Source organism: Streptomyces xiaopingdaonensis, assembly GCF_000262345.1.
Taxonomy (GTDB): Bacteria; Actinomycetota; Actinomycetes; order Streptomycetales; family Streptomycetaceae; genus Streptomyces; species Streptomyces xiaopingdaonensis.
Window position 1 is genome coordinate 22,655 of sequence record NZ_AJTQ01000169.1, and the last position, 12,472, is coordinate 35,126.

Below are 12,472 nucleotides of genomic sequence, written 5' to 3' on the forward strand. Positions count from 1 at the left end.
AACGTAGTCAGACGACTGCGGAGCGTGCAAACACCTCTGGCTCCTGCCCCGTCGCGCACCCACGGCCTTGCGCGGGGGTGCGGCACTCCGCGCGCGTCAACTGCCGGACGGGGCCGCCGTGCTGGTCAACGGGGCGGTCTCCAGTGCGTCGCGGAAGAGCCACTCGGACTTCAGCTCGGCGTAGCCCGGCTTGACCACGTCGTTGATCATGGCGAGACGTTCATCGAAAGGGATGAAGGCGGACTTCATCGCATTGACGGTGAACCACTGCATGTCGTCGAGCGTGTAGTGGAAGGTGCGCACCAGCTCCGTGAACTCGCGGCTCATGCAGGTGTCGCTCATCAACCGGTTGTCCGTGTTGACCGTCGCCCTGAAATGGAGGCGCCGCAGCAGGCCGAGCGGGTGCTCGGCGTACGAGGTGGCCGCGCCCGTCTGGAGGTTGGAGGTCGGGCAGAGTTCCAGCGGGACGCGCTTGTCCCGCACGTACGAGGCGAGGCGCCCCAGCGCAACCGACCCGTCGTCGCCGACCTGCACGTCGTCGATGATGCGGACGCCGTGGCCCAGCCGGTCGGCGCCGCACCACTGGAGCGCCTGCCAGATCGAGGGGAGGCCGAACGCCTCGCCCGCGTGGATCGTGAAGTGGTTGTTCTCCCGCTTGAGGTACTCGAAGGCGTCGAGGTGGCGGGTGGGCGGGTGGCCGGCCTCGGCGCCCGCGATGTCGAAGCCGACGACGCCCGAGTCCCGGTGGCGGTTGGCGAGTTCGGCGATCTCCAGCGACCGCGCGGCGTGCCGCATCGCCGTGAGCAGCGCCCCCACGCGGATACGGTGCCCGGCGGCGAGCGCGTTCCGCTCGCCCTGGCGGAACCCCTCGACGACCGCCTCGACGACCTCCTCCAGCGTGAGCCCTTGGGTGAGGTGCTGCTCGGGTGCGAACCGCACCTCGGCGTAGACGACGCCGTCGGCCGCGAGGTCCTCGGCGCACTCGGCGGCCGTGCGCACCAGCGCCCCGCGGGTCTGCATGACGCCGACGGTGTGCCGGAAGGTCTCCAGGTACCGCTCCAGCGAACCGGAGCTGGCGGCGGAGCGGAACCACTCGGCGAGGCGCTCGGGGTCGGACTCGGGGAGGCCCTCGTAGCCCGTCTCCGCTGCGAGTTCGACGATGGTCGCGGGGCGCAGGCCGCCGTCGAGGTGGTCGTGGAGGAGGACCTTGGGCGCGCGGTGGATCTGCTCCGGGGTCGGTGTGTTCGCGGGCATCTGGCTCGTCATCCAGGCAGGGTAGCTGCTACGCGCGTAGAAGGCATCCTTTTCCCGCCTCGACGCACCCGTGGACTCCCAACTCCCACGCCCGAGCCGCGCATTGGGAGCCCGAGCCTCAGGTGTCGACGCGCCAGGGGAGCCCGCGCAGCCGGCCGATCTCGCCGGCGGCGAGGAGCGCGAGGAGGCGCAGGACCTCGTTGAGCGGCAGGTCGTTGAGCTCGCCGGGGGGCACCGTGCCGTCCTCGAGGTTCTGCCAGTGCACCGCGCCGCCGCGGTAGGCGCTCAGACTCCAACCGCTGTCGTGCCTCAGCATCACCGCCGGGTGCTCGCCGTCCGCGTCGTGCAGGCTGTCGAGGATGCGGCGGCGCATCTCGGCATCCGGGTCCCGGAAGGCGGCTCCGCCGGCGTCGTACATCAGGAAACCCATGGCGCCCATTACCTCACGCCGCACCCCCGGCTTCGGTGAGGTCCGCCCGCGCCGCACCGTCTTGGCGGGCTGTTCGATACCCAATGGTGATGGAGCGGCCTGCGCCGGGCGGTGGTCCTTCTGCCATCGTTCTGCTCGTGACTGAGCAGCGAGCGACGCCCGTCAGGGAAGCACGTCTCGGCCGCCCCGCGGGGCCCGTGGGGACCGCACCGCACGCGGTGGTCCTGGTGCTGCCGGGAGGTGGGGAGACGTCGAGCCTGCGTCGCCAACGCGCGGCGCCCGCCTGGACCGCGCGCACGCTCGCGCGCCGGCTCGTCCGCGGCGCGGAGCCGCTCCTCGCGCACCCGGTGCGCCTCCGTTGCCGCGGCTGGGGCGAGGAGGGCCTGCCGGTGCAGGACGCGCGGTGGGCCGTCGAGGAGGTCGGCCGCCGCTACGGCGACGTGCCCGTCTGCCTCGCCGGCGTCGACACGGGGGCCCGTGCCGCGCTCCAGGCCGCCGGGCACCCCGCCGTCGCCTCCGTGCTGGCGCTGGGGCCGCGGCTGCCGGAGTCCGGGGAGCCCGAGCCCGTACGGCAGCTCCTCGGGCGCAAGGTGCTGATCGCGCACGGCACCGAGGACCAGCGCACGGAACCCGAGCTCTCCTACCGCCTCGCCGAGCGCGCCAAGAAGGTCAACGCGGACGTCTGCCGCTTCGAGGTCCACTCGGACGGCCACGCGCTGCGGCAGCACCGCTTCGAAGTCACCGCGCTCGCCCGGGACTTCGTCCGCGGCACGCTCTGCGACCTCGACTTCGCCAGGCCGCTCGCCGACGCGATGGCGGCCCCGCCGCCGATCGGCCTGCGGATGCCGCTCGCCTCCGGGTTCGGCAGGTCGCTGCGGCTGTGAGCCCGACTCACTCCGAGAGCAGCCGCCCTTTGCGTGCCAGCAGGAACCGCTTGAACGCCGCGACGGGCGAGGTGTCCTGGTGCCCGGCGAGCCACGCCACTCCGATCTCGCGGAAGGCGCGCGGTGCCGTCACCGTCAACTCGTGGACCCCCTGGCGGTGTACGGGCGCCGGGGGCAGCAGCGCGACGCCGAGGCCGGCCGCGACGAGGCCGCGGATCGTCTCCGACTCCTCGCCCTCGAAGGCGATCCGCGGACGGAAGCCGGCCTGCGTGCAGAGGTCGTCGAGGATGCGCCGCATCCCGTAGCCGCGCTCCAGCGTGACGAAGGACTCGCCCGCCGCCTCGGCGAGCCGCACGCGTCTGCGGCGGGCGAGCGGGTGGTCGTCGGGGACGACGAGTCGGAGCCGCTGTTCGTCGAGGCGGCGGGAGACGAGGTCGGGCGCCGCGGGCAGCGGCGAGGTGAGGCAGAGGTCCAACTCGCCCGCGCGCAGGCGTTCCAGCATCGCGTCGCCGTACGTCTGCACGAGGGAGAAGCGCACCCGGGGGTGCTCGGCGCGGAAGTCGCGGAGGAGGCTCGGGACCGTCTCCCAGCCGAGGGTGTGGAGGAAGCCGAAGGCGACCTTCCCCGTTGCCGGGTCGGCGTCGGTGCGGACGGACTCGGCCGCGCCCTCGACGGCCGCGAGGGCACGCTCGGCCGAGGCGAGGAACGTGCGTCCCGCGGGGGTGAGCGAGAGCGCCCTGCCGTGCCGGGCGAAGAGCGCGACGCCCAGTTCCCGCTCCAGCCGGGTGAGGGAGCGGCTCAACGTCGACTGGGGGACGCCGAGTTCGTGCGCCGCGCGGGTGACGTGCTCGAGGCGGGCGACGGCGGCGAACTGCGCGAGGCGCGGGGCGAGCGACGCCGCCCAGCCCGTTGTGACAGAGATGTCATTCTCGTGACCCGGCGATGACATATCCCCTCCTGAACTGTGCTGATGCATGAATGGATTGATTTTCGCAGTTCCGTGCATTGGACGCATGAAACAGCCGGCCGTAAGTTCGACGTATGCCTGCTGCTGATACCAAGGCGTCCGAGCCGCGTTCGGACGCCGCCTCCGAGGACCACCCCGCACCCGCACCGCGCACCGGCGACCCCGGAGCAGCGGACACCGATGCCACGAAGCTGTCGCCGGGCGACCCCGGGCACACCCGGATGCGCCTCGCGCTCTTCGCCGCAGGACTCGCCACCTTCGCCCTCCTCTACGAGACTCAGGCGCTCCTCCCGGAGATCTCCCGGGACCTCAACGCCTCCCCCGACCAGGCCAGTTGGACCGTCTCAGGGCCGACGATCGGCCTCGCCGCCGCCGTGCTGCCGCTCGCCGCGCTCTCCGAGCGGTTCGGCCGCCGGCGCATCCTGACGGTCTCGATGGCGGCGGCCGTCGCACTCGCGCTCGTCGTCCCGTTCGCGCCCGGGCTCGGCGCGCTCGTCGCGCTGCGCACCCTCCAGGGCGTGGCGGTCGCGGGGGTGCCGGCGTCGGCGCTCGCCTTCCTCTCCGACGAGGTGCGCCGACGCCATCTCGTGGGCGCCGTCGGGCTGTTCGTCGCGGGCAACAGCGTCGGCGGGATGAGCGGGCGCATCCTCACCGGGTGGGTCACGCAGGCGTGGGGGTGGCGCGCCGGGCTGATGGCCGTGGCGCTGACCTCGCTGCTCTGCGCCGTCGCCTTCCGGCTGCTGGTGCCGGAGCCGCGGCACTTCACGCCCGTACCGCTGCGGCCCGCCGCCATGGCGCGGACGGTCGGGCGGCACCTGCGCAACCCGCTGCTGCTGCGGCTCTACGCGATCGGGCTGCTCTTCATGAGCGTCTTCGGCTCTGTCTACACGGTGATCGGGTACCGGCTCGTCGAGGAGCCGTTCTCGCTCTCGCAGGGGCTCGTGGGCTCGATCTTCGTCATCTACCTCGTGGGGACGCTCGCCTCGGCGACGGCAGGGCGGCTCAACGCGCGCCTCGGGCGGCGCGGCACTCTCTACCTCGGCGTCGGCACCGCGTCGGCGGGGCTGCTGCTCAGCATGGTCGACAGCCTCTTCGGCGTCGTCGCGGGCCTCGTGCTCGTCACCGCCGGGTTCTTCGCCGGGCACGCGGTGGCGCAGGGCGCGGTGAGCCAGACGGCGACGGAGGGCAAGGCGCAGGCGTCCGCCCTCTACACGATGGCGTACTACCTCGGCAGCTCCCTCGGCGGCGCCTTCGGCGCGCTCGCCTTCGCGGCCGGCGGCTGGGCGGCCACGGCGTCGCTGGGGCTCGGCTCGATGGCGCTCGCCGGGTGCGTCACGCTCTACGCCACGCGCAAGGCCGTCGTGGCGAACCGCGTGGCGGTCGGGGCCGCCGCCTGAGGCCCGCCCGACTCCCCCTCGGCGCACCGCACTTGCGGCCGCGGAGGGGGAGTCGACGTCTCAGGCGATCCGCTCCAGCACCACCGGCTGCTTCGTGAAGGCGCCCGCTTCGTCGACGGCGACCGCGCCCTCCAGCGCCTCCGCCGCATACGCGAACGCCTCGGGGGTGTCGCTGTGCAGGGTGAGCAGGGGGGCGCCCGCCGTGACGGAGTCGCCCGGCTTGGCGTGGAGTTCGACACCGGCCCCCGCCTGGACGGGGTCCTCCTTGCGGCTGCGTCCGGCGCCGAGCCGCCAGGCGCAGACGCCGACGGCGTAGGCGTCGAGCTCGGTGAGGACGCCGGCCTCCTGCGCCGTGACGGTGTGCCGCTCGCGGGAGGCGGGCAGCGGGGCGTCCGGGTCGCCGCCCTGCGCGGTGATCATGCAGCGCCAGTGGTCCATCGCGGAGCCGTCCGCGAGCGCCTTGGCGGGGTCGGCCGAGGCGAGTCCGGCGGCGTCGAGCATCTCGCGGGCGAGCGCGAGGGTGAGCTCCACGACGTCGTCGGGGCCGCCTCCCGCGAGCACCTCGACGGACTCGCGGACCTCCAGCGCGTGTCCGGCGGTGCGGCCGAGCGGGGTCGACATGTCGGTGATCAGCGCGCGGGTACGGACCCCGTGGTCGGTGCCCAACTCGACCATGGTGCGGGCGAGTTCGCGGGCCTGTTCGGGCGTCTTCATGAAGGCGCCGGAGCCGGCCTTCACGTCGAGGACGAGCGCGTCGGTCCCCTCGGCGATCTTCTTCGACATGATCGACGAGGCGATCAGCGGGATCGACTCGACGGTGCCGGTGACGTCACGGAGCGCGTAGAGGCTGCGGTCCGCGGGCGCCAGCCGCTCGTTGGCCGCGCAGACGACGCAGCCGGTCTCGCGGAGGACGTCGAGCATCTCCTCCGCGGTGAGCCCTGCACGCCAGCCGGGGATCGACTCCAGCTTGTCGAGTGTGCCGCCGGTGTGCCCCAGTCCGCGCCCGGAGAGCTGCGGTACGGCCGCGCCGCACGCCGCCACGAGCGGGGCGAGCGGCAGCGTGATCTTGTCACCGACGCCGCCCGTCGAGTGCTTGTCCGTGGTGGGCTCGGGGAGCGAGGAGAAGTCCATGCGGTCGCCGGAGGCGATCATCGCCGCCGTCCAACGGGCGGTCTCCGTACGGGACATGCCGTTGAGGAAGACCGCCATCGCGAGCGCCGACATCTGCTCGTGCGCCACCTCGCCCCTGGTGTAGGCGGCGATGATCCAGTCGATCTGCTCGGCGGTGAGCTCGCCGCCGTCCCGCTTGGTGCGGATCACGGAGATGGCGTCCATCTGCACTCCTCGGTCGTGTGGTTGGGGCCGGGCGCGCCGGGCCGCGCCGCGGCCGCGGACGGTGTGCGGCAGGCGTGCGGAATCGGGCGCGGGGGTCTCCGCGCGCCCGCGGCGCTCCGGGGTGGGCGTGCGCCCCGGACGTCCCCCGTGCGTCCGGCACGGTGGTTCAGCGGGCGAGGTGCTCCGGTGTGAAGGGGTCGGCGAGGAGCTCGGAGAGCCTGCGGCTGCCGGCCGCCCCGTCGACGAGCAGGCCGGGACCGCCGTGCTCCCACAGCAGTTGGCGGCACCTGCCGCACGGCGCGACGGGCACGCCGTCCTGCCCGACGCAACTGACGGCCGTGAGCCGCCCGCCGCCGCGCGCGTACAGCTCGGAGACGAGCCCGCACTCGGCGCAGAGGCTCAGGCCGATCGACGCGTTCTCCACGTTGCAACCGGAGACGGTGGTGCCGTCGTCGACCTGTCCGGCCGCGCCCACCGGGTAGCCGGAGTACGGCGCGTAGGCGCGGGCCATGGCACCGCGGGCGAGGGCGCGCAACGCGGGCCAGTCGACGGGCTGTTCGGACGGGGTCCCGCTCTCGGGGATGTGCGGTCCTGCGGTCACTGGGCCTGTCCTCTGCGGTAGGACTTGCCGACGGCTCTCGGTGCGCGCAGCCGTTGGGCGGCGAGCGCGAGCACCAGGAGGGTGGCGACGTAGGGGGTCATCTCGACGAACTCCAGCGGGATGGTGTCGGTAAGGGCATACCAGACAATCAGCAGCACGGCGGTGACCGTGCTCAGCGCGGCCTGGAGCCGGTGCCCCGAACGGAGCTTGGCGAGCGCGATGGCGAGCAGCACCACGGCGACGAGGAGCAGCAGCGCGTGCACCGTCGGCCCGCCGGAGCGGAGTTGGAGCGCGTCCATGAAGCCGAAGAGGCCGGCTCCCATGGCGACGCCGCCGGGGCGCCAGTTGCCGAAGATCATCGTGGCGAGGCCGATGTAGCCGCGGCCGCCGGTCTGCTGGTCCTGGTAGATGTGGACGTCGATGGCGAGGAAGGCCCCGCCGAGCCCCGCGAGGGCGCCCGAGACGACGACGGCCGCGTACTTGTAGCGGTAGACGTTGACGCCGAGCGTCTCGGCCGCGACCGGGCTCTCGCCGCAGGACCGCAGCCGCAGCCCGAACGACGAGCGCCAGAGCGCGAAGAAGCTCGCCACGAAGACCGCCACGGCGAGGACGGTGAGCCAGGAGACCGAGCTGACGAGCGAACCGAGCAGCCCTGCGGCGTCGGAGACGAGGAACCAGTGGTGCTCCTCGACCGCCTTGAGCCCGTCGGAGAGTCCCGGGACGGTGAACGTCGGCATCGAGTCCATCGGTGGGGACTGCTTGTCGTTGCCGCCCTGCGCCGCCGCTTCGCTCCCCTCGGCGCCGAACCACAGCTTCGCGAGGAACTGCACGACGCCGAGCGCGAGGATGTTCATCGCGACACCGGAGACGATGTGGTCGACCCCGAACGTGACGGTGGCTACGGCGTGGAGGAGCCCGCCGAGCGCGCCGCCCGCGATCCCCGCGACGGCCGCCACCCAGGGGCCGTACTGCCAGCCGAGCCACCCGGCCGAGAAGGCGCCGAGCATCATCATGCCCTCGAGGCCGATGTTGATGACGCCGGCCCGCTCCGCCCACAGCCCGCCGAGCCCGGCGAGGCCGATCGGGACGGCGGCGCCGAGGGCCGCGGAGTACTGCCCGCTCGCGGTGAGCTGGTTGGCTCCGGTGACGATGCGCAGCAGCGACAGCGCGACGAGGCCGCCGGCGACGAGGAGCAGGATCTGCGGGTACGTCAGCTTCCCGCGGGCGCCCTTCGCCTCGCCGCCGCGGGTGAGCGTGGCCCGGAGGACGGCGAACTTCTGCCGTCCGGGGGCCTGTTGGGGTTTCAGGGGCGCACTCACGCCGACACCTCCGCCTTCTCGCCGCCCGCGCCCGGGGAGGCGGCGAGTTCGGCGCCGACCTCCCGCTGCTGCCTGCGCAGGCCGTAGCGGCGTACCACCTCGTAAGCGATGACGACGCAGAGCACGATCACGCCCTGCATCACACCGACGATTTCCTGGGCGTATCCCTCGAACTCCAGTTGTGTTCCCGTGCGTTCGAGGAAGCCCCACAGCAGGGCGCCGAGGGCCATCCCGATCGGGTGGTTCCGGCCGAGCAGCGCGATGGCGATGCCGGTGAAGCCTATGCCCGCGGGGAAGTCGGTGCCGTAGTTGAACGACTCGTTGAGGAGCGTCGGCATCCCGACGAGGCCGGCGACGGCCCCCGAGAGCACCATGCTCGTCACGATCATCCGCCGGACGCTGACGCCGCTCGCGGTGGCCGCGGACTCCGAGCGCCCGACCGCGCGCAGGTCGAAGCCGAATCGGGTGCGCCCCAGGACGAACCAGTACGCGACGCCGATGACGAGCGCGATCAGGATCGTGCCGTAGATCGGGTCCGGGTCGGTGGGGAGGGTGAAGAAGCGGGTGGCCTCAGGGAGGTACGGGGTGTGGAAGAGGTTGCCCTCCTTCTCGGCGAGCCTGCCCTCCTGGAGGAAGTAGCCGATGAGAGAGCCGGCGATGGAGTTGAGCATGATCGTGGTGATCACCTCGCTCACCCCGCGCGTGGTGCGGAGCACCCCGGCGATCCCTGCCCAGACGGCGCCGACGACCATCGCCGTGAGCAGCACCAGCGGCAGCGCGAGGAAGCCGGGCAGCGAGACCGCGCCGCCGACGACCGCGGCGGCGAAGGCGGCGATGCGGTACTGGCCGTCGACCCCGATGTTGAAGAGGTTCATGCGGAAGCCGACGGCAACGGCGACCGCCGAGAGGTAGTAGGGGATCGCCTTGTTGACGATCCAGATCTGGCTGTCGCTCTTCGAGCCGAAGTCGAGCATCACCTGGAACGCGTGGAACGGGTCCTTGCCCGTCGCGCCGATCACGAGCGAGGTGATCGCCAGAGCGGCGACGATCGCGAGCAGCGGTGCGGCGAGCGCCTGCACCACGGCCTGCGGGTCGATCCTGCGCGGCCCGGAGCCGCGGCCGGCGGGGCGGGTCACCTCGCCTCACCCCCTTCGTCGTCGGGGCCTCGTTCTTCGTCGGCCTGCGGGCTGCGCTGGCCGGGGAGCGGTGGAGCGCCGGGCCCGGGCGGCTCGTCGTCCTCGTGGACGAGGTGGCCGCTGGCGGCGCCCGTCATCGCGGAGCCGAGCTCCTCCGGTGTGATCGCCGCGGGGTCCGCGTCGGCGACGAGGGCGCCGCGGTACATCACCCGCAAGGTGTCGGAGAGGCCGATGAGTTCGTCGAGGTCGGCCGAGACGAGGAGCACGGCGAGGCCCTCCCGTCGCGCCTGCCTGATCTGGTCCCAGATCTGCGCCTGTGCGCCGACGTCGACGCCGCGGGTGGGGTGGGCCGCGATGAGGAGCTTGGGCTCGTGGCTCATTTCCCGGCCGACGATGAGCTTCTGCTGGTTGCCGCCGGAGAGGCTGGCGGCGGGGACGTCGATGCCGGGGGTACGCACGTCGTACTCCTCGACGATGCGCTCGGTGTCCCGCCGGGCGCCGCGCGGGTCGAGGAGCCTGCCGCGGGAGTTGGGCGCCTCGGTGACGTGGCCGAGGATGCGGTTCTCCCAGAGCGGCGCCTCCAGGAGCAGCGCGTGGCGCTGGCGGTCCTCGGGGATGTAGCCGATGCCCTGTTCGCGCCGGGTGCGGGTGGAGGCGTGCGCGAGGTCCGTGCCGTCGAGCTCCACGGCGCCGGACTCCGGCTCGCGGATGCCTATCACCGCCTCGACGAGCTCGGCCTGGCCGTTGCCCTCCACGCCCGCGATGCCGAGCACCTCGCCGCGGTGGATGGTGAAGGACACGCCGTCGAGGACCGTCCGTGCGACGCCGTCTCCGTCGGTCGCCGCCAACCGGAGCCCGTCGACCCGGAGTACGGGGACGTCGGTGACGGTCGACTCGCGCGTCTCCGGCGAGGGGAGCTCGCTGCCGACCATCAGCTCGGCGAGCTGGCGCGGACTCGTGCGCTCCGGGGTGAGGGTCTCGACGGTCGTGCCCCTGCGGATCACCGTGATCTCGTCGGCGACGGACATCACCTCGCCGAGCTTGTGCGAGATGAAGAGGACGGTGAGCCCCTCGGCCTTCAGCTCCCTGAGGTTGTCGAAGAGCGCGTCGACCTCCTGCGGGACGAGGACCGCCGTGGGCTCGTCGAGGATGAGCGTACGGGCGCCGCGGTAGAGGACCTTGAGGATCTCGACGCGCTGCCGGTCGGCGACGCCGAGGTCCTCGACGAGCGTGTCGACGCGGATGCCGAGGCCGTACTTCTCGGAGATCTCCTGGATGCGCGCGCGGGCGCGGCCCGCGATGCCGTGGAGGCGTTCGGCGCCGAGGACCGTGTTCTCCAGGACCGTGAGGTTGTCGGCGAGCATGAAGTGCTGGTGGACCATGCCGATGCCGCGCGCGATCGCGTCCGCCGGGGTGTGGAGCGAGACCTCTTCGCCGTCGAGTGCGATGGTGCCCTCGTCCGGCTTCTGCATGCCGTAGAGGATCTTCATCAGCGTCGACTTGCCCGCGCCGTTCTCGCCGACGAGGGCGTGGACCGTGCCGCGGCGCACGGTGATGCCGATGTCGTGGTTGGCCACGACACCGGGGAAGCGCTTGGTGATCCCCCGGAGTTCGACCGCCGACGGGTGCTGCCCGGCGCTTTCGGGTGCGGCGCGTTGGGGGGTGCTGGCTGGGGAAATGACGGCACCTCGGGTTTTCGGTCGGCTCGCGCGCGGGCGGCCGGAGGAGGAGGGGGCGGCCGGAGTGCCCGCTGCCGCGGGGGGAGTTGGGGTCGTGCCGGCGGGCTCGGCGTCCGCCGCTCGCGCCCGCCGCCGGCCGTCCGCGCACGCGGCGGAGTGCCCGGCGGCGGGCAGGTTTCAGCGGGTCGCGAGGATCAGCGGGTCACGGGGAGGTGCGGACCTTGATGTCGCCGTTGACGATCTTCTTCTTCGCGGCGGAGACGTCGTCCTGGACGTCGTCGATGAAGCCGCCGGAGGTGGCGAGGGAGACCCCATCCTCCTTGAGGGTGAAGTTCTGGGTGCCGTGGAGCGGCTTGCCCTCGTCGACGCTCTTGATCAGCTCGTAGACGGCGATGTCGACGTTCTTCACCGCGGAGGTGAGGATCGAGTCGCGGTACTTCTCCAGACCCGGCTGCTCGTACTGGTCGGAGTCGACGCCTATCGCCCAGGCGCCCTTCTTCTTGCTGATCTCCTCGATCGCGCCGGTGCCCGACTGGCCTGCGGCGGAGTAGATGACGTCGATGTCCTGGTCGAGCATGCCCTTGGCCTTGTCCTTCGCGGCCTTCGGGTCGTTGAAGCCCTTGATGTTCGTCGGGTAGAGGTACTGCGACGTCAGCTTGATCTTGGAGTCGGTCTCCTCGACGCCCTGGACGAAGCCCGCCTCGAACTTCTGGATGAGCGCGTTGTTGACGCCGCCGATGAAGCCGACCTTCTTCGTCTTCGTCTTCTTCGCCGCGGCGACGCCCGCGAGGTAGGACGCCTCCTGCTCGGAGAAGAGCAGCCCGGAGACGTTGTCGGCGTTCGACTCCGCGTCGACCACGGCGAAGGTGGTGTCGGGGAAGTCCTTGGCGACCTTGTTGATCGACTTTCCGTAGGCGAAGCCGACGCCTACGACCGGGTTGTAGCCGGCCTCGGCGAGCTGGGTGAGGCGCTGCTCGCGGGTGGCCTCCGTCTCGTCGTTGGAGGCGGTGAGCGTCTTGTTGCCGAGGTCCAACTCCTTGGTGGCCTTCAACATGCCGCGGTTTGCCGCCTGGTTGAAGGAGTGGTCGTCCTTGCCGCCGACGTCGAAGGCGAGGCCGACACCCTTGTCTCCCTCCGCGGCGGACTCCGTGGAGCTCTCGCCGCAGGCAGTGGTGGTCAGTGCGAGAGCCGCGGTCGCGCAGGCCGCGGCAGCGAGCTTGGTTACCCGACGCAAGAGGACGTCCCCTTCAGCTTTTCCGCGCGCCGCTTCCGGCGCTGGTCCGGGGTCAGATTAACGCGCGTAGATTTCAGGTAAAGGCATGGGGAAGCGCCGTTACCGTATCGTCGCGTGACCCACGCGCGTAACCCCCGCAGAGGGTGACGCAGCGCGGTGCCGAGTGGACGCGCAGTGAGAGCAGCGAGGACCAAACCGCCGGGGACGCACGGAGGTTGGGTGGTGCGCGCCCTTCC

General features: G+C 72.2%; 11 protein-coding genes. 2 read left to right on the plus strand and 9 right to left on the minus strand.

Features of this window, described 5'->3' with window-relative positions:
* Positions 1-96 precede the first annotated feature (96 nt).
* Together UWG_RS0113900 and UWG_RS0113905 are read right to left on the minus strand one after the other, a co-directional pair.
* Complete coding sequence (locus tag UWG_RS0113900) at positions 97-1,266, minus strand: adenosine deaminase (protein WP_016907827.1); 1,170 nt, start codon at positions 1,264-1,266, stop codon at positions 97-99.
* A 106-nt stretch (positions 1,267-1,372) separates the two neighbouring features.
* On the minus strand, positions 1,373-1,684 hold the full coding sequence (locus UWG_RS0113905; protein ID WP_016907828.1) for a hypothetical protein: 312 nt from the start codon (positions 1,682-1,684) through the stop codon (positions 1,373-1,375).
* A gap of 197 nt (positions 1,685-1,881) precedes the next feature.
* Here UWG_RS0113905 and UWG_RS0113910 point away from each other — a divergent pair, with 197 nt between their 5' ends.
* Positions 1,882-2,568 carry an alpha/beta hydrolase gene (locus tag UWG_RS0113910; RefSeq protein ID WP_016907829.1) on the plus strand — a complete coding sequence of 229 codons (687 nt, stop codon included), beginning with the start codon at positions 1,882-1,884 and terminating at the stop codon, positions 2,566-2,568.
* A gap of 7 nt (positions 2,569-2,575) precedes the next feature.
* On the opposite strand, the gene UWG_RS0113915 is transcribed toward UWG_RS0113910, so the two are convergent.
* Complete coding sequence (locus UWG_RS0113915) at positions 2,576-3,517, minus strand: LysR family transcriptional regulator (protein WP_016907830.1); 942 nt, start codon at positions 3,515-3,517, stop codon at positions 2,576-2,578.
* 92 nt (positions 3,518-3,609) lie between these two features.
* Here UWG_RS0113915 and UWG_RS0113920 point away from each other — a divergent pair, with 92 nt between their 5' ends.
* Positions 3,610-4,932 (plus strand): MFS transporter, encoded by a 1,323-nt coding sequence (locus UWG_RS0113920; protein ID WP_016907831.1) that lies wholly within the window; start codon positions 3,610-3,612, stop codon positions 4,930-4,932.
* A gap of 60 nt (positions 4,933-4,992) precedes the next feature.
* Here UWG_RS0113920 and UWG_RS0113925 read toward each other — a convergent pair whose 3' ends face one another.
* The 6 genes from UWG_RS0113925 to UWG_RS0113950 form a co-directional block, all read right to left on the minus strand.
* On the minus strand, positions 4,993-6,267 hold the full coding sequence (locus UWG_RS0113925; RefSeq protein ID WP_016907832.1) for a thymidine phosphorylase: 1,275 nt from the start codon (positions 6,265-6,267) through the stop codon (positions 4,993-4,995).
* Between the two features lie 166 nt (positions 6,268-6,433).
* Positions 6,434-6,868: a cytidine deaminase gene (locus UWG_RS0113930; protein WP_016907833.1), complete on the minus strand. Its 435-nt coding sequence runs from the start codon at positions 6,866-6,868 to the stop codon at positions 6,434-6,436.
* Entirely contained in the window at positions 6,865-8,187 is a 1,323-nt protein-coding gene (locus UWG_RS0113935; protein ID WP_016907834.1) for an ABC transporter permease, read from the minus strand. Before UWG_RS0113935 ends, UWG_RS0113930 begins: the two co-directional genes overlap by 4 nt.
* Positions 8,184-9,323 carry an ABC transporter permease gene (locus UWG_RS0113940; RefSeq protein ID WP_016907835.1) on the minus strand — a complete coding sequence of 380 codons (1,140 nt, stop codon included), beginning with the start codon at positions 9,321-9,323 and terminating at the stop codon, positions 8,184-8,186. The genes UWG_RS0113935 and UWG_RS0113940 overlap by 4 nt, the downstream gene beginning before the upstream one ends.
* Positions 9,320-11,002 carry an ABC transporter ATP-binding protein gene (locus UWG_RS0113945; protein WP_420235630.1) on the minus strand — a complete coding sequence of 561 codons (1,683 nt, stop codon included), beginning with the start codon at positions 11,000-11,002 and terminating at the stop codon, positions 9,320-9,322. The genes UWG_RS0113940 and UWG_RS0113945 overlap by 4 nt, the downstream gene beginning before the upstream one ends.
* Before the next feature lie 202 nt (positions 11,003-11,204).
* On the minus strand, positions 11,205-12,236 hold the full coding sequence (locus UWG_RS0113950) for a BMP family lipoprotein (RefSeq protein WP_016907837.1): 1,032 nt from the start codon (positions 12,234-12,236) through the stop codon (positions 11,205-11,207).
* Positions 12,237-12,472 lie beyond the last annotated feature (236 nt).

What these genes read in the sequence shown, in the direction of transcription:
- UWG_RS0113915 (WP_016907830.1), bottom strand. Translation starts at nt 3,517, where the DNA reads ATGTCATCGCCGGGTCACGAGAATGACATCTCTGTCACAACGGGCTGG.
- UWG_RS0113925 (WP_016907832.1), bottom strand. Translation starts at nt 6,267, where the DNA reads ATGGACGCCATCTCCGTGATCCGCACCAAGCGGGACGGCGGCGAGCTC.
- UWG_RS0113900 (WP_016907827.1), bottom strand. Translation starts at nt 1,266, where the DNA reads ATGACGAGCCAGATGCCCGCGAACACACCGACCCCGGAGCAGATCCAC.
- UWG_RS0113920 (WP_016907831.1), top strand. Translation starts at nt 3,610, where the DNA reads ATGCCTGCTGCTGATACCAAGGCGTCCGAGCCGCGTTCGGACGCCGCC.
- UWG_RS0113905 (WP_016907828.1), bottom strand. Translation starts at nt 1,684, where the DNA reads ATGGGTTTCCTGATGTACGACGCCGGCGGAGCCGCCTTCCGGGACCCG.